The organism is Paenibacillus sp. RS8 (assembly GCF_041956825.1).
GTDB lineage: Bacteria > Bacillota > Bacilli > Paenibacillales > Paenibacillaceae > Paenibacillus_AQ.
This window is the reverse complement of sequence record NZ_CP168131.1, coordinates 2,674,483-2,690,877: the sequence shown is the minus strand read 5'-3', so window position 1 is coordinate 2,690,877 and position 16,395 is coordinate 2,674,483. Positions and strand designations below refer to the sequence as shown.

Here is a 16,395-nt window from a genome sequence, read left to right as displayed (position 1 = left end):
AAGAACACTTGTTCTATAATGAAAAAAATCCTGGGATCACACTTAAAGAGAGCTTAGCTATAAACTAACCATACGAAACAGTCCCTGCTATCCATTAGGACAATCCTAATGGATAGCAGGGACCCTTATTTCACACATTAATCGCAGTGCTCTTATTTAGAAGCTATAATCTCGTCAATATAAGCTGTAGCCGTACCAGCTGTAGAAGGTGTAACAAACTGAATGCCAATAGCGTCTACTTTTTTCAAATTTTCAAGAGATAGATTGCTGAGATCAATTGTGAACTCCGTGAATCCATCTTGAGAAGCTATCTTAGCACCCGAATCTACCCATACTGCATAGCCTCCTAATTGAAGATACAGCTTAGCTTGTACGTCAGGATGATCGGAGACGATTCTAATTTTAGCAGCAAGCTTAGAGAATGAGCTCAGATCAAGAGCAGCTGCTTTTGAGACTGCTATAAAAGGATCTTTATCCTCTCCGTTCCACGTGAAATCAAGTTTCAAAGATTGCTTCCCTTCCGCATACACATCAGAAGATACTGTAGCTGAACCAGAATTCAAGGACCAGCCTTCATTTCCTGTTTCGAAGCCATAATGAACAGCTGGGACAGCTTTCTCCAGAGATACTTCCTTCAGATATAGATTCGAAGTTCCTCCATCATTGGAAACTTCTTCAATGATAATCCCAATCGTCTTCACAGCAGCCAAGTCTACTCCTGCGGTCGGTAGTGAGATAGATAATGTCGTATAACCCGTTGAATCTACAAGAACAGGATTGCCACTATCGGTCCATTTCCAGTCCGCACCTGTCTTGATGAACAGACGCGCTTTAGCTGTACCACCCGAAAGCTTAATCTTAGCACTGATTGAATCCAACCCTGTGATATTTAGCTTCTCAGGATTAATAGCAAGTTCAAAGGATTCTTTGGAGCTGCCATTTGCATTATTACCGGTATTAATCAAATCGAATTGTACGCCTACCGCTTCTTCATTGGCATCAAATACTGGAAGCTGAGCATTGGCAGACGAGTGGTCTATAACCCATCCTGCAATATCAGATTGTTTAGTGAAGGCGTATAACACGCCAGGCGCATGTCCCTGTGAGCCTCCATTTCCTTCTTCCGACATATCCGGAAGTGTCCCATCATAAACCGCTTGAATATCATCAAAGTAAAGCGAACCTTCGTGGCTCTGTCCGTCCATCGCATTCACATACAAATTGAAGCTCTGAACTTGCTTCAGTCTTTCCTGAGTAAGCTCTCCGGCTTTTCCCCAGCTCATCTCAGTCAAATTCTTCAGACTTAGTACTATTTTACCGTTCTTGTCAGGATTAATGACCGGATAAGCTTCGAAATATCCTCCATCAATGACAAGCTGTACTACTAGCTTAAGCGGCTCACCTTTCTCAGCATAAGCGTTGTCTCCATCAGAAGCTACCCACATACTGAGTGCATTATAGTCGGACCAGTCCAATGAACCAAGACTTTTACCTACTCCGGTATAACCTGCATTATTAATCGTATAGTGCAACTGCATCCCGTAATCCCCGGATGCTTTATGCTCAGTGCTTAAAGATACGCTCACATCATCTCCACCAGCCTTAGGATATTTCGCTGCTAAAGCTTCATTACTGGAGCCATAAGCTTCAAAATTATCCACCAGCGCCTTATCAGCAACAGGAGCAGTATACGTATTATAAAGACCGATTTGATCTACGTAGATTGGCAATTCACCTTCGACTTCCAAACCACTGCCAACAATAGATATTGCTAGTCCTGTCGCTTCCGCTGATTTAGCGGCATTATCCAGATCAATCGAAACATCAAATTTATAATATTGTGTTCCATCTACGATAACTTTCTCTAAATCGGACAAAGATTTATAGGATGAGTCCATGCCATACTTCGTATCCCAATCTGGCGGCAACTGAATCACACTGCGTACCGCAGCATTGTTAGCGCCATTTTGTGCAGTCTCCGGAATCAACACTGTGAACTTCACACGTGTAACTTGGGAGAGATCTACTCCATCCAGCGCCAGATCATTCAATTGTAGCTTCAATTCCTGCCAAGTATCCTCGGCGGATAGCCCTTCTGTAATGTTAATAACGAGCTTACCGTCAGCATCAAGTGACGCATGTTGTAATACAGTCTTGATCGTTTCTGCGTTATTTGTAAGCCCAGACCAAGTACCATTGTTTTGGATTTGCTCCAAATCCTTCTCCGTATCAAAAGTAATCACTTTTATTGGCACTTCTTTGATTTTTAAGAATACGGAGTTAGTTTGCGTAAGAGTAGCATCTCCGGTTCCGTATGCTCTCACTGTAATCTCAGTTGAACTGCCGTTGAGACCAGCGTCTGGCTGCCATGAAGCGCTATAGTAACCATCCGCACCTAGCGTCATTTCCACCTCTACTCCAGAATCAGCCACAGTATAAGTCACTTTGCTAGGCACTGCATTTAATACCTTGGCCCGAATGACGGTTACGGCATCTGTTATTGTACTGATATTATTTGGAGTTACGACGTGCATGAAAGGTTTCTTTCCTGCTACTTCAACCTCGAGATTGTACTTATTATCATCCTTCACATCACTCGCAAATGCCGTGAAATCATCTTTATAGAAATTCACAAAATCGGGAAGCAACTCATGATCTGCTTTGTTAGGAACACTCTTATAAGGAACATACAGATTATTACCTTCACCGAAGTTTGCCCAAGTCAGCATATACGATATTTTTGCCGCATCAGGGTCAGCCTTGATCGCATTTAATACTTTAGTGAACCATTCCAGCTCATTATTGCCTGTTGTTTTCATACCAGCAGCACTATAACCATATTCAGATAGGGTAACAATCTTACCTTTGTCTTGAGCAAGCTGAGAAATCATCTTAAGGTCTTTAACAAGACCACCCAGGAAAGCTTCCGAACCGGCATTCTCCTTATTGTCATACTGGTCCATTCCAAGAATATCAACAAACTGATCACCTGGATAAGTCGTTAAATATTCACTTTCATTTCCATTAAAAGATCCGTTTGGTGAGAAGACATAAAGGAAGTTATGAACGCCCTTAACATCGCGCAGGTATTCAACTGTATATCTGTACAGTTCCGCGTATTCACTCTTCGTCGTTGTAGCCGCACCCCACCAGAACCAACCTCCGTTTTGTTCATGGAAAGGTCGGAACAGGACCGGAATCAGGTCGCCCTCATCATCTTTTAGATTATTGGCAAAATTAGCGATACGATCGAGGTATTTATTAAGCTCTCCATTCTTATCTCCGCCCGGCAATATACGCGATACCACCGAATGACTCGCTCCCGGAGTATTACTAGTATCCTTAAAATCTCCACCCGTCACCATGTTATAAGGATGTGTACTTAGCGTCACAATACCACCCAAATCATGTGCCTGCTTCATGGCAGCGGATAGTCCTAATCTACTCGCTTCATAATCTCCGCTAACTCCAGGAGGATTCTCATATCCATCTAAGCTAAGTGTATCCCAACCAAAAACTGCAGGATAATCACCGGTGGAGCTGTATACGTCAGAAATAACATTTCCATTCTTATCCTTACCAGCAAAAGAGACAGTAGTATCATGCTGATGCCCGAACATGATCTGTTTGCCGCTCATGCTGTCCAGATAAGCAAACAGCGATTTGGTAGCGGCCGATGCATCAACGTCAACGATATGAATTCCAGCTTCCGGTGTTGCCGTTGGAGCAACTGTTGCCGTAGGTTCTGGAGTAATCGTCGGTACTGGTGTTGCTGTAGGCGCTATACCCGTACCCCCTGAGCCACCAGGTGCTGGCGTGCTTGTTCCTTGTCCAACAAGAACTCCATCCTTCACAGTGTATGTTCCCGCTACTAAAGTCACTCCATTCAAGACAACAGAGGAAGCACCTACTACAAGCTTACTAATGGTACCTTTAGTTGTAATCAATGTTCCCGTAGCAGCACTACCAATCACAAGCTGATCAATTATAGAACCTGAACCTACTTCTATAATAGAAACGCTATCAATAGTCAACTGAGTGATTACTGTCCCGCCATCTACAACGACCCGTACTTTCCCTTCAGGACGATTCACTTTTACAGAAGCCAATTTAGAGTTTTTCAAATGAATCGAATGCTCTCCACCACCAGATACAAAAACATTACCTTTCACAGTTGCATCCTCTAAAACACCCTCACCATTACCTATCCCGGAGGTTAAATAAAGATTACCTGAGACAGCCGCATTCTTAAGTTCAACCCCACTACGGTTAATGACAACATTCCCTTGGATATCTCCTCCAGTGAATGTACCCGCTGTATTGTAGTAGCCGCTAACCAATCTGTCCACGATAGTAACTACCTCTGCTCTTGTAATCGAGTCGTTTGGACGAAATGTACCGTCTGGATAGCCGGATAGAATTCCGCTCAATGCCCCGATCGCATCTTTAGCATAAACGCTGATGGATGCTTGATCTGCAAATGTACTCGCTTTAGTCCCTGGCTCCAGTGAAAAAACAGAAGCAAGTAATGTTGCAGCATCTTGACGAGTGACTTCAGCATCCGCTTTCGCTTTATTGTCAGGAAAACCTTTATAATAACCAGCTTGTTTCGCAATAGATAAAGCGCTTGCATACCAAGCTTTAGCAGGCACATCCGAGAATGACGTTTCCGAAAGAGTGCTAAATCCAAATAGCTTATTAATGATACTTACAAGCTCAGCACGCGTAACTTTATGATCCGGCTTAAAAGAACCGTCCGGATAACCTTGAACAACACCGTTACCTTGCCACTTATCTACACTTTCTCCAGCCCAGTGCGTCTTGAGGTTTTCTTTTGTTTTTCCGTTAGCTAACGCAGGTGCAGCCATTGTAACAAGCATTATTGCTGTAAGAAATAGAATCAAGCTTTTTTTGAACCTCTTCATTCAATTTACCTCCTGTTTTGTAAAGGTTTTCATTTTGTTCAAGTACAAAACTCGACTTCTTTATCAACCTCCCAATTTATTTCCAATAACAATTTAGTTATTATATTAGCACCAAATACCTATATTAACAATAACTTATTCACAAAAATAATAGTTTTGTTAGAAAATAGAGTCGTTAAGCGGGTTAATTGGCATTTATACATTTAAAGAATAGATAACAAAATACTAACAAAATATATATGGTTCACCAAAAGACAAAAAAACAGGTCTCCAATTCATTGGAGACCTGCTTTAATCTTCACCTTTATTTAATCCAAATCATAAATCGATCCGACTTTCAATCCATATAGCTCATTATATATTTTTTCAGCAAAGGCATCCGTCATCCCTGCGATATAATCAATCACCATATGTTCCCAAGTCCAGATGGGATTGGCTTGTTTCTGATCTTTCTCGAAGCGTTGCAGCCAATCTGAGGGAATAATGGCTTTGGACGTCTGCGGATCAAGAAAAGCTCCCCATAAACGGCGTAAAATCCACTCACTACGCTTCTGTAGCCGCTGCACACGTAGATCACGAATCATCGTAACCCAAGCAAAGCTTTTCAGCACGCTTACGGTCCGCAGCATATCCTCATCTTCTTTTCCTTCCTTTATAAAGGTGACCTTCTTCCAGTCTCCATCAGGAATCACACCTAAACTTGCAACAAAGGTGCTTACCCAATAAGCCTTAACTTCACGCCGAGTTCTGGAATAGTCATTCTCGCAAGTTGGCATCTTTTCCATCCATACTCTAAGAAATGAACTAAGCACCTCTTCAACCTTAGCGCGAATACCTTCCTCCTCCCAACCCTTCCAAAAGAAATCCTCTAACGTTGTGATCTTCTCCACGATTAGTCGTTGAATATAGGAATCATGCATAAAGTGTTCATGCACTTCAATCTTTCCAGCCTTAATTCCATCCTCCAAATCATGTGCAGAATAGGCGATATCGTCGCAAAGGTCCATCAGTTGAGCTTCCAACGTTTTCTTCCCTGCCGGGATTCCCCACTCTTTGCGAATCTCCGAAATATATGCCCACTCATGAAGGTACATCCCCTTTTTTAACGAGGTGCCGGGAAAAGGATATTTGTTAACTCCGAGGAGCACGGCATCCGACAGATTTAGTCCATCAATGTTCTCACGCTTCTCTAGAAACATAATCAATCGAAAGTTATGAGCGTTGCCTTCAAAATGTTCATAGCGCTGCTTCATCTGCTCATGAATGAACAACTTATCAGCACCAGTTGCACCAGCTTGTTGTGCAGCCTCATTCGTCTTTTTTTCAATTAGCTGCTCCAGTATGCTATCCAGCACCTCTTCCCCTTTATGACCGAAGGGCGGATGACCAAAGTCGTGTGCTATGGCCGCGCATTCTACGACCTCTGGATCTATAACAAGCCCCGGATTCTCCGCCTTACTTGTCTCCACCTCTGGGTAAGATCTAAGCAGACTTTTCGCTGCCTCTCGAGCAATTTGTGCGACTTCAAGTGAATGAGTTAGGCGTGTCCGGTAATAATCACCCGTGCCAGCCCCGAACACTTGAGATTTGCCTTGCAGCCTACGAAAAGTAGGCGAATGAATCAAGCGTGAGTAATCACGCTCATAAGCAGCTCTCGACGTTTCTAGGCGGGTAATTTCCGGATACTGCCGGTGTTCTCTTTTCTCAATAAGTGTCATATTCCCACCCCTAACCAAATGTCTGTATATTGAACTTCATTATAAGGCATTTTCATAACAATTTTCACATCAAAATACAATTGCTATGCCAATCCCAAACTCCAATGGAAGTAATCCACCAATCTAAAAGCAACTGAAATGGAGATATTAATCTTCGTAGGGAAAAAACATCTAGGAGGAATCCACTAAATGATTATGAAGAAATTGTCCGTAGCTCTTTTATCCACTTGCTTAATGCTATCCGTTGCTTCTGCGGCTTCCGCTGCACCAGTCGAAACGAAACATGAGAAAAAAGTACATGCTGAGAAAATAAAGAAAGAAAAAGAACATAAAATGCATGAAAAGAAAATGAATATGAAGAGTCACTCCACTAAAGGAATTCATGCAAAGAGCATGAAGGCTAAGAGCTTAAAAGCAAAAAGCATTAAAACTAAAAGCATTCAAATGAAAGCAACTAAAATGCCAAAAACAGGCCACGGCGGTGCTAGCGAACAAACTGAATAGGGAGGATGAAAGAGGGGGAATCCCCTCTTTCTTTTCTTAAACATGAAAAAATGGATATATTCATTAATCTTGATTGTCATCACTTTAACCACTGCCAGTTGTAATGACTCACACTCACAGGAAAGCAGTCCAGAAACTAAGCCGTTGCAAACAAAGCAACAAGAAATGATAATAACTCCTACTACAGCTATTCGAAAGAATGATATTAATATTAAACCATCATTACCCAAACCTATTATGCCTACTCAGCTAAACATTCCAGCGATTAAGGTAAGCGCCAAAATAGAACCGGTTACTTTGCTCTCTGATGGACAAATGGACGTCCCTACAGACACCAATATTGCCGGAATTCTATACCCAGGAATTTTGCCAGGTGCAAAGGGCAATGTAATTATAGACGGACATGTGGACAGTTATATAGGTCCAGCTGTCTTTTTCAAACTCAAAAAGCTCAAGCATGGCGATGAAATTACCGTCTCTAATTCAGACGGACGAAAACTAACTTATATTGTAGAGTCTGTAGAAATCTTCAATACTGCTGAAGCACCCTTGGAACGAATTTTCGGAAAGTCTACTGAAGCTAGAATGAATCTTATTACTTGCACAGGCAGATATAGCAGAAAGAAGAAAGAACATGAAAAAAGGCTGATTGTCTTTGCAAAACTGAAACTATGAATATTTTGACCATTCAAAGGAGCATTCTAAAATAAAAAAAACAGGTGAATTCATGAAAACTAGCAGCAAAATTATGATGACTACCCTCTCTCTCTTGTTATGCTTCACGAACTCTGCTCTAGGTAGCCCAAGTAAAAACCGCGACTACTACGAAAAAAGAGGAGACATGATTTGGGAAGTACATACTAACCAAAAAGTGATTGCATTGACGTTTGATGACGGTCCTGACCCTTCTGAAACCGATCAAATATTAAAGGTATTGAGTCAATATCATGCAAAATGCACCTTTTTTGCTATTGGAAAAAGAATTGCAACATATCCAGATGTGGCGAAACGAGTCATTTCCGAAGGGCATGAATTAGCTAACCATACCTACAATCACGTTTATTTTAGAAAACCTATTAATAAGGCCCAGTTTGAGCGAGAGCTGAAATTAACTGAGGAAGAAATTATAAAGGTCTCTGGAAAGCATAGCTCTTTGTTCAGACCTCCAGGTGGAATGTATGATGAGACACTAGTTGATATTTCGAATAATATGGGATTAAAGCCTATTTTATGGTCCTGGCATCAGGATACACGCGACTGGAATCGCCCTGGGGTTCAGAGTATCGCGAATAAGGTTATTCGAAATGCACATAATGGCGACATCGTTCTGTTTCATGACCATGTACATGGTCAATCTCAGACCAGAGAAGCGCTTAAAATTATTTTACCGGAATTAGAAAAGCAAGGTTATCGATTTGTCACCGTATCAGAATTGATCAAATTATCCAACACACAGCAGGCGGGTAAACCACAATAGCCTAATTGCACAGGACTTCAAAATAAGGTAGTCTTGTCCTATTATGAAGTTCTGGAGGCTTTTATCATGTCTGATAATACATCCTATACGGCTGAGGAAATTGCCCGCTTACTGAAGATCTCTAAATTAAAAGTATATGACCTGATCAAAAAAGGGGAGCTTCCCTCCTACCGTGTAGGAAAACAGATGCGAGTCGATCAATCCGATTTAGAAGCTTACAAACAAAATACCCGGAGTGGCATTGCCCCATCGAAATTACCACTGACTTTTGCTGGGGCGAATCTAACTCAAGTTGCCTCATATTCTGGCCACGTTAACAGTAAAGCTGCAGGACATAGCCTCGTGATTACGGGTCAGGATATGTCACTCGATATTCTAGCCACATATTTGGAACGTTCCTTACCTACTGAGCGCCCTCTTCGTTCCTACGCGGGCAGTCTCGATAGTTTAATTGCCATGTATCATGGAGAATCGGACATCGTCAGTACTCATCTGCTCGACGGAGATACTGGAGAATATAACATTCCCTATATCCGTAAAATACTTGTGGGCTTCCCTTATGTTGTAGTCCGTCTGTTGACTCGAAGTGCAGGACTATATGTTCAAAAGGGAAACCCTAGAGGTCTCCATGAGTGGTCTCATCTCCAACAGGATGGACTTACACTGATCAATAGAGAACGAGGCGCAGGCGCACGCGTGTTATTGGATGAACAGCTTCGATTGCACGACATTCCTGCTGCAAGCCTATCTGGATATGAGCAGGAAGAGAATAGCCATTTAGCGGTCGCTGGTAAAGTGGCACGAGGAGAAGCCGATGTGGCCATCGGTACCGAAAAAGCTGCCAAAATTGTCGAAGGCATTGATTTCATCCCCTTGATTCAAGAGTGTTATGATCTCGTAATGCTAAAGAAACCGGAGCATGAGCAGTGGATCACCGCCGTAATTGATATTTTGCGCTCGCCAGCCTTTCAAAGTGAGCTTGGGTCCATTCACGGATACGATCTCACTGAAACAGGGACGATTATTTACGAGACTTGATAAAAAGGGTACATCCGTTAAAAGTACAAAGGAGCTACTCTCCAAATTACCGGAGAATAGCTCCTTTATTATTCTAATGATTGATGGAGCAACAGTTCGCGGAGCGACTTCTCACGCCGCAAATTAAGTACGCCGGTTCACAAACATCAACATCACAGCAGACATAACAATGATGGAGCACACCCACATCCAAGCAAGCGTCATGTTGCCGCCATCCACCGCGACATAGATCGCTGTAGGAACAGTCTGCGTACGGCCAGGAATATTACCAGCTACCATGATCGTAGCACCGAACTCTCCTAGCCCTCTGGCAAAACCCAGCACATACCCTGCAGCTAGTGAGCGACCTGCAAGAGGCAATGTGACATATCGAAGTACCTGTAGTTCACTCGCTCCCTGTGCACGCGCCGCATCTTCAAGATCTGCTTCCACGCCTTCAAAGCCCGCCTTCACCGTGCGGTAGACGAGGGGAAAGGCTACAACAACCGCGGCGATAACCGCAGCCCCCCATGTGAAGAGAATCGTATGCTCCGTCATCTGTTCATACCATCTACCAATCCAGCTGCGTCGACCTAAGACGACCAACAGAACAAATCCTACAACGGTCGGCGGCAATACGAGAGGGAGTAGCATTACAGTCTCGACCAAGCTATAACCTGGGAATTTCCGACCTGCCATAGCCTTCGCTGCAGCTGTTGCCAGAATGAACACAATAATACTGGTAATTACTGATATTTTAACGGAAAGCCATACCGGGGCGAAGAAATCAGTCCAGTTTATTTCCATCCTTATTCACCCCGCTTCTACTCATGATTTCATATTAAGGAAGCAAGAAGCCATAGCTTGTAAAAATATCACTGGCTTCCTTGCTCTGAAGATAACTGTAAAATTCCTTAGCTTCCTTCTGATTCTTCGAATTCTTCACGATACCTGCCGGATAATTAATGGCTTTGTGAACATGCGGACCCACGGTAAGAGCAATCTTCGTCTTCTTTGAAGTCAATGCATCTGTCTTATAGACAAAGCCTGCATCGACATTCCCCGTTTCGACGTAAGAAAGAACCTGACGGACATCCTTTGCAAATACAAGCTTGTTCTGCAGCGTATCCCATACCTTCTTTGCAGTTAACGATTGCTGAGCGTATTGACCTGCGGGTACAGATTCAGGCTGTCCTACCGCTATCTTCTTAAACGATTTGTCCGTAAGCTGAGTGATCGTATTTAATGAAGCTTTTGAATTCGAAGGGACGACCAGAACCAACTGATTCTTAAGCAGCACCTTATGGTCAGAGATCAGTCCAGCATCCACTAACGCATTCATCTGTTTATCCCCGGCAGAGAAGAATAGATCAGCCGGAGCACCTTGTTCAATCTGCTTCTGTAATGTGCCGGATGCAGCATAATTAAAGACCAAATCAATATCGGGATGCTTCTTCTCATAGAGAAGCGCCATTTTATCTAAACTATCCTGCAAGCTGGCTGCAGCCGATACTATAATCTCTGTCTTCTTGGCGGCTGCCTCTACCTCTACCACTGCGCTCGCAGATAAATTCACAACCAAAAAAATTGCTAATGCGCCAAAGATCCGGATTGACCATTTCTTAAACATTTCCATTCCTCCCATTTTCATATGTATATATGTAGATGCTATTCTAGCATACGTTTTTTCGATTTTCTATAGATTGAGTTGTGTTTAGTTATGTTTAGTTATATATTGTTATGATTAGAGAGTTATAAAGGATTACATCTTCGACCTACTCGCAAAAAAAGGATGCCTCCGGCAACCATTTAAATGGTTGCACAAGCACCCCATCTTTCGAATTGAACGAAGGTCAAATGAGCGTATCACTATTTATAGTGCGAACTCCATTTTTCCAACTGCTGCCTGATTACTTCACGATAATAGTACGGTTCAATGATTTCCGCTTCCTCTTCAAATCTCTTAATCCAGCGGACAAATCCTATATCTTGTTCCACTGAAACCTTAAAGTGAAAGCATCTAGCTTGACGATCCACTTTACTTGGCTTAAAAGGCAATTCGTCCTTCTTAATTCCTTCCATTATCCGTTCCGAGAATTTCACTTTGAATTCTACCTGTAAACTATCCCGATCGAGTGACCATTTCTGCTTCATAAAGGCTTGCACATCAAATGCTTCCTTCGAAAAAAAACGATTTAATGGCTTCACATTAGAAAAATCGTTGATATGATATGTACGAATAACACCCTGGCGATGACAAAATCCTATGAGATGAAAACGACTTTCCAGCGGGACCAGACAATAAGGATCAATAGTGATCCCTTTCTCTTCTAATGCATTTTCACTATAATTCGCTTGTATACTCTTTTGCTTTAATAAAGCCTCCAGGATCGGAGTAAGAAAAGAGTGTTGTTCCATCTGCGAACTGTTCCTTTCTGCCCACCCCACCCCTACTTCTCTTCTTGCACGTTCTATTGTTTCTTCTCTTTCCGCCTTCCGTTTATATTCAGCTGCGACTACTTTTTCATACGCGCTTTCAAAATCTATAGGTAGTACCGGTTTTATATCTTTCATAATATAGCGTAATTGCGAAAATGCGGTTGCTTCTTCTTCCGACCAATCCAAGGGATAGAGTGCAAAATTCCCAATAAAAGCATAACCTTTTCCATGCCCCAGGTGGGTTATGGGAATATGCATGGCGCTAAGCGCGTCCATATCCCGGTATATCGTTCTCTCGCTGTTGCCGCAGCGTTCCGCCAATTCACGGGCTAATATCCCTGGCTTGGCTTGAACAAGTGTAATAATGCGCATCAGTCGGATTAATCGGTCTGTCATATTCAGTTCCCCTTGATTTATGGTTAAATAGACCCATTATTTTATGAAAAAAAGTAAATTGTGATAGAACTTTTTTACTATGTTACCACATTTTATATTACAATTCTTCTGAATATTTTCCGCCGAATCCGCTTGAAAATCCAATTTATGTATAGGTCTTTTTTCGTTTATGTGCATCCCCGATCAGCATGTCCTATATTAAATACCACCAACGGCTTTACTACGAAGCTGATGCTCGAAACCTATCTGCTTATACAACATTTCAGCCTCTTTCAGCAGCAAAGGATCTCCAGAGCGTACCGCGAGCAGCAAAAGCTTATCCGCATGACGATTGAGCTTCTCCCGAGCTTCACTATACTGTCCTTTATTTCGTAACGCAGCAGCCTCCTCAACCGTTTCAGACGTCTTTAGCAGTTCCAGATGCTTCTCAACATAAAAGCAGCAAGTATCGCTCAGAATGCGGGTATGATGCGCGTACTCCAGCTCAAGCACCTTCACAGGGAGTTCACGAACACGCTCTACAGTTGGCTTTTTATACTTCCATTGTAGGGAGAGCGCCTCATATTTACCGGCTACAGAACTAGAGGTACTGAACTCCAGCCCTATGAATTTGCGTTGTCCTGTTTTTATTTTGCCAAGTTTAAGCAAGAGCGAATGACCTTCTCCAGCCTCCATCTCACATCCATAACAGCGCTTAAAAGTTAGATGCGGCTCAAGCCAAACTTGTAGTTCAATATCACGTGCTACCACCTTATGGCTCATAGGTCGGCTATGTTCTGAAGGCATATTTCCTTTCCATTCGACAAGCAAAACAGCATCGCGATTGCCACCTGCAAAAATACGATCTTGACCCCACGTAAATGTAGGATGAATACTTTCCATCATATTTTCCACCTCTTTCTTTTTTTGGGTCTTCTATTAATGTACCAATATTGGCGGACAACTCCATGTCATGGAATGTATGTTCGGTTCTATATTATCGACAAAAAAAGAGCCATTCTACATACTAAGTAGACTGACTCTCACAAAAATAACCCCTTTTGTCTGTTTATGACGAAAATTTTAAGCTTTTTCTCTTTAACGGCTCTGAAGTTTAGGCTGCACTCGTTCTCGCTTAAAAAATAGGCCCAGCGCCCATTTGGCGCAAAGCAGAGAAAACATAAAAAATAGGATCGCCCAAAATATGGCCGGCACCGATGTCATCCTTGCTAGATTACTGGCATCTCCCGCGCGAGAAGGAGATACAGCGGCCGCGTATACCAGAAATAAACTCCCCATTACAGACTCTTCCAAGGTCAAAAAAGCTAATAACAGATAATAGAATTTGCTGGCCTTTTTCCAAACCACCAGCATTAAAACGTTCAGCGCAATAAACCCACTCAACCACGTCATTCCGAAGCTTCCCCGAACGTACATTAACAGCATTATCAATGCAACCGTAGTAGCCAAGATAAGGCCCCAATCATGCCGTCCTTTACTATAGAGATAGAAGAGCAGCAATGCGAATAAGGATGCCAGCAAATAACCGGACAGCGATACCAGAATCGCTCTGCCTCCATCTTGAATAGCTGAATAAGTGACACCGCTATGGTCCGCGTATAGCTCAATCCGCAGCACACTGCCTGACAACAGTAAAGTCACCAGCGCATGACCAAATTCATGTATCATCGTATCTAAATTCCGAAACAAAGATGAGAACGGAATCAACCTCGTCAAAAAAGCAGATCCGACCAAAAATAACATTGTCTTAAGCCATTTATTCATTTCGCAGCAGCCCCTTCCCGTCCAAAGTATACGATAAATAGTCCCTCTTCTCAATCATGAAGACTCCGCCAAATAGAGCTCTATAAGGAAGTGCAACATCGTATCTAGCAGGCAAATATTACTGACACTAGATACACCATTCACGCTTAGCGTACGCTGTCAGAAGCTGTCAAGCTGTGTTAAAATAAAAGAAATAAAAGGCCTAAATCGGGTGGTGATTATATAGATGAAACAACATAAATACCGTAAATATCTACAGCTGTTATGTTCGCTCCTGCTTCTGCTGACCGTTTCCATAGCACTTCCAGCCCCAGCAGCAAAAGCAAATATATTCAGTGATATCTATAATGGATTCAAAAGTTTCTCTGAGCTTCCAAACGAAGTCAATGAATTGAAAGAAGGATTTCAGCAGACAGCAGAAGAGCTACAGCAAGCTAAAGATAAGCTTGCGAATACCATGCAGGAAATGGAAGCCTACCAGACACAGAACGAAGCCCTGCAGGAACAGAATCGCCAACTGACGCAGATGGTTGATGCATTGCAAAATGACCGGACCGCACGCGAAGAATATTTTCATAAAATTAAAGTGACTATTTTTACGGGGATCGGTCTGATTCTAGGGTATTTTATACTCATCCGGATTATCCGTTTCAGCATGCTTCACCGTTCTAGAAAAGGAGACCGTCTGCGCTAATCTTGAACATTTAGTAAAGCTAACGCCTACAGCATGAGGGAGATGAAATATGAACATCGATGTCCAAGATGAAAGCGACAGCGGGAGCGGACAAGCCGTAGCCTTCACTCTCGTGGAGAAGGAAGAGGTTCATGTGCTGCACCCACAGCAAATTATCGCTTATCAAGGGCCTGCCACTGGACGAGCAGACAGATTTATGGATGTGAAGGGCATCTATCGCAAGCAAAAGTTAATTCGTTCAGATATGTCTGGTCCTTGCCATTTTGTCGCCGCCCTTCCACCGGGTTATCGGGTAAAGATTCTACAGCTTGATGGTAAGAGCGATTTGTTGTACGACTTTAAACATCTCTTCTTCTACAGTGAAGGAGTTACGATGAATACACGGGTACTGAGTATGAAGAATGTGCTCGTTACAAGAGATATTGTGAAGGTTAAATTTACGGGTAATGGTATCATTGGCATACTGACTGAAGGAACGGTTTGTGAAGCTGAGCTTCATCCGTACAATCCACTCTATGTGGATGCAGGCAGCATAATTGCCTATCCTGAGAACGCGAAGCTGGAGCTTACCGTTTACGGCAACCATTTAGCTAGCCAGCATATGAGTTATCACTGGAAGATGACGGGCCATGGACCTGTGCTTTTTCAAGCTGGACGCCAGAATCGCCGATTTGAAAGAGATAATAACGATGATGGTATTATTAAACGATTCCTGCGCGAAGCCGTGCCATTTGGTGGAGTATTTATTAAATAGAAGTATTCAAAAGAAAGAGCGCCATGCGTTAACGATACGCAGGCGCTCTTTGTATGTTCTATCCCTTATAAGGATATTGTCTTAACCGATAAAAGCATTCAGCATCCAAGCATGTTTCTCAATGCTGCTTCTGATGCCAATCAACAGATCCGCAGTTGGTTGATCACCTAGTTCTTCTGCAGCTGCAATTGCTTCTTGCAGTTCTTTAGCAACCGTCTTAAAGTCTCTAACGAGCTCGAGCACCATACCCTTAGCATCTTCGCCACCGCGTGCTTCTTGTAGGTCGGACAGTTCAAGATATTGCTTCATCGTGGAGGCTGGTTGTCCACCAATAGAAAGCAAACGCTCAGCCAAATCATCCGCATAACCTGCAGCTTCATTATATAACTCTTCAAACTTCTCATGCAGTGTAAAGAATTGAGATCCGCTAACATACCAGTGATAATGATGAAGTTTTACTCCGAGCAGGAACCAGTTTGCGGTTTGGCGGTTCAATGCAGCTTGCAGTTCAGTATGGCTCTTTAGTTGTGTTGTCATTAATAAAACCTCCTATGGTTCATTTATTGTAATTGTATTTAGACTCGTTCTAAATCTATATACAATTTAACACACTCTTTTGCGTTTTGCAACTATTCTGGAGATTATATATATTGTGCCGATTCTAGCACAACTTATGTTATTAGGCCTATTATGTGTGTCACACTTTG

Annotated in this window: 14 protein-coding genes; 6 read left to right on the top strand and 8 right to left on the bottom strand. The window is 42.6% G+C overall.

Features of this window, described 5'->3' with window-relative positions; translation table 11 throughout:
* Window positions 1-152: 152 nt before the first annotated feature.
* Together ACDZ28_RS13310 and ACDZ28_RS13305 are read right to left on the bottom strand one after the other, a co-directional pair.
* Window positions 153-4,925: a glycosyl hydrolase gene (locus ACDZ28_RS13310; protein WP_375104894.1), complete on the bottom strand. Its 4,773-nt coding sequence runs from the start codon at window positions 4,923-4,925 to the stop codon at window positions 153-155.
* Window positions 4,926-5,233: 308 nt separating this feature from the next.
* Complete coding sequence (locus ACDZ28_RS13305; protein WP_042124479.1) at window positions 5,234-6,643, bottom strand: deoxyguanosinetriphosphate triphosphohydrolase family protein; 1,410 nt, start codon at window positions 6,641-6,643, stop codon at window positions 5,234-5,236.
* A gap of 189 nt (window positions 6,644-6,832) precedes the next feature.
* Here ACDZ28_RS13305 and ACDZ28_RS13300 point away from each other — a divergent pair, with 189 nt between their 5' ends.
* The 4 genes from ACDZ28_RS13300 to ACDZ28_RS13285 all read left to right on the top strand — a co-directional run bounded on the left by ACDZ28_RS13300 (window position 6,833) and on the right by ACDZ28_RS13285 (window position 9,662).
* Entirely contained in the window at window positions 6,833-7,147 is a 315-nt protein-coding gene (locus tag ACDZ28_RS13300) for a hypothetical protein (protein ID WP_052414463.1), read from the top strand.
* 42 nt (window positions 7,148-7,189) lie between these two features.
* The gene (locus ACDZ28_RS13295) at window positions 7,190-7,822 is read left to right on the top strand and encodes a class F sortase (RefSeq protein WP_042124477.1); all 633 of its coding nucleotides are present in this window, start codon (window positions 7,190-7,192) and stop codon (window positions 7,820-7,822) included.
* Between the two features lie 52 nt (window positions 7,823-7,874).
* Window positions 7,875-8,624 carry a polysaccharide deacetylase family protein gene (locus tag ACDZ28_RS13290; RefSeq protein WP_052414462.1) on the top strand — a complete coding sequence of 250 codons (750 nt, stop codon included), beginning with the start codon at window positions 7,875-7,877 and terminating at the stop codon, window positions 8,622-8,624.
* Between the two features lie 66 nt (window positions 8,625-8,690).
* On the top strand, window positions 8,691-9,662 hold the full coding sequence (locus tag ACDZ28_RS13285; RefSeq protein WP_375104893.1) for a substrate-binding domain-containing protein: 972 nt from the start codon (window positions 8,691-8,693) through the stop codon (window positions 9,660-9,662).
* 123 nt (window positions 9,663-9,785) lie between these two features.
* Here the strand turns inward: ACDZ28_RS13285 and modB are convergent, their stop codons facing one another.
* The 5 genes from modB to ACDZ28_RS13260 all read right to left on the bottom strand — a co-directional run bounded on the left by modB (window position 9,786) and on the right by ACDZ28_RS13260 (window position 14,240).
* A complete protein-coding gene (gene modB / locus ACDZ28_RS13280) occupies window positions 9,786-10,448 on the bottom strand; it encodes a molybdate ABC transporter permease subunit (protein WP_042185211.1) in 663 nt (220 codons plus the stop codon).
* 34 nt (window positions 10,449-10,482) lie between these two features.
* Complete coding sequence (modA, locus tag ACDZ28_RS13275) at window positions 10,483-11,271, bottom strand: molybdate ABC transporter substrate-binding protein (RefSeq protein WP_339289392.1); 789 nt, start codon at window positions 11,269-11,271, stop codon at window positions 10,483-10,485.
* A 239-nt stretch (window positions 11,272-11,510) separates the two neighbouring features.
* The gene (locus ACDZ28_RS13270; RefSeq protein WP_042124470.1) at window positions 11,511-12,476 is read right to left on the bottom strand and encodes a YafY family protein; all 966 of its coding nucleotides are present in this window, start codon (window positions 12,474-12,476) and stop codon (window positions 11,511-11,513) included.
* A gap of 198 nt (window positions 12,477-12,674) precedes the next feature.
* Window positions 12,675-13,361, bottom strand: a complete 687-nt coding sequence (locus tag ACDZ28_RS13265; RefSeq protein ID WP_042124468.1) for a hypothetical protein — start codon at window positions 13,359-13,361, stop codon at window positions 12,675-12,677.
* A 192-nt stretch (window positions 13,362-13,553) separates the two neighbouring features.
* The gene (locus ACDZ28_RS13260; RefSeq protein ID WP_076119875.1) at window positions 13,554-14,240 is read right to left on the bottom strand and encodes a M50 family metallopeptidase; all 687 of its coding nucleotides are present in this window, start codon (window positions 14,238-14,240) and stop codon (window positions 13,554-13,556) included.
* 226 nt (window positions 14,241-14,466) lie between these two features.
* Here ACDZ28_RS13260 and ACDZ28_RS13255 point away from each other — a divergent pair, with 226 nt between their 5' ends.
* Window positions 14,467-14,934 (top strand): hypothetical protein, encoded by a 468-nt coding sequence (locus tag ACDZ28_RS13255; protein WP_375104892.1) that lies wholly within the window; start codon window positions 14,467-14,469, stop codon window positions 14,932-14,934.
* A gap of 49 nt (window positions 14,935-14,983) precedes the next feature.
* Entirely contained in the window at window positions 14,984-15,688 is a 705-nt protein-coding gene (locus tag ACDZ28_RS13250; RefSeq protein ID WP_042124461.1) for an AIM24 family protein, read from the top strand.
* An 81-nt stretch (window positions 15,689-15,769) separates the two neighbouring features.
* Here ACDZ28_RS13250 and ACDZ28_RS13245 read toward each other — a convergent pair whose 3' ends face one another.
* Window positions 15,770-16,225 (bottom strand): Dps family protein, encoded by a 456-nt coding sequence (locus ACDZ28_RS13245; protein ID WP_042124459.1) that lies wholly within the window; start codon window positions 16,223-16,225, stop codon window positions 15,770-15,772.
* Window positions 16,226-16,395: the final 170 nt, after the last annotated feature.

Excerpts from the sequence above, each read along its gene's own strand:
- ACDZ28_RS13310 (WP_375104894.1), bottom strand. The coding sequence starts at position 4,925 with ATGAAGAGGTTCAAAAAAAGCTTGATTCTATTTCTTACAGCAATAATG.
- ACDZ28_RS13305 (WP_042124479.1), bottom strand. The coding sequence starts at position 6,643 with ATGACACTTATTGAGAAAAGAGAACACCGGCAGTATCCGGAAATTACC.
- ACDZ28_RS13300 (WP_052414463.1), top strand. The coding sequence starts at position 6,833 with ATGATTATGAAGAAATTGTCCGTAGCTCTTTTATCCACTTGCTTAATG.
- ACDZ28_RS13295 (WP_042124477.1), top strand. The coding sequence starts at position 7,190 with ATGAAAAAATGGATATATTCATTAATCTTGATTGTCATCACTTTAACC.
- ACDZ28_RS13290 (WP_052414462.1), top strand. The coding sequence starts at position 7,875 with ATGAAAACTAGCAGCAAAATTATGATGACTACCCTCTCTCTCTTGTTA.
- ACDZ28_RS13285 (WP_375104893.1), top strand. The coding sequence starts at position 8,691 with ATGTCTGATAATACATCCTATACGGCTGAGGAAATTGCCCGCTTACTG.
- modB (WP_042185211.1), bottom strand. The coding sequence starts at position 10,448 with ATGGAAATAAACTGGACTGATTTCTTCGCCCCGGTATGGCTTTCCGTT.
- modA (WP_339289392.1), bottom strand. The coding sequence starts at position 11,271 with ATGTTTAAGAAATGGTCAATCCGGATCTTTGGCGCATTAGCAATTTTT.
- ACDZ28_RS13270 (WP_042124470.1), bottom strand. The coding sequence starts at position 12,476 with ATGACAGACCGATTAATCCGACTGATGCGCATTATTACACTTGTTCAA.
- ACDZ28_RS13265 (WP_042124468.1), bottom strand. The coding sequence starts at position 13,361 with ATGATGGAAAGTATTCATCCTACATTTACGTGGGGTCAAGATCGTATT.
- ACDZ28_RS13260 (WP_076119875.1), bottom strand. The coding sequence starts at position 14,240 with ATGAATAAATGGCTTAAGACAATGTTATTTTTGGTCGGATCTGCTTTT.
- ACDZ28_RS13255 (WP_375104892.1), top strand. The coding sequence starts at position 14,467 with ATGAAACAACATAAATACCGTAAATATCTACAGCTGTTATGTTCGCTC.
- ACDZ28_RS13250 (WP_042124461.1), top strand. The coding sequence starts at position 14,984 with ATGAACATCGATGTCCAAGATGAAAGCGACAGCGGGAGCGGACAAGCC.
- ACDZ28_RS13245 (WP_042124459.1), bottom strand. The coding sequence starts at position 16,225 with ATGACAACACAACTAAAGAGCCATACTGAACTGCAAGCTGCATTGAAC.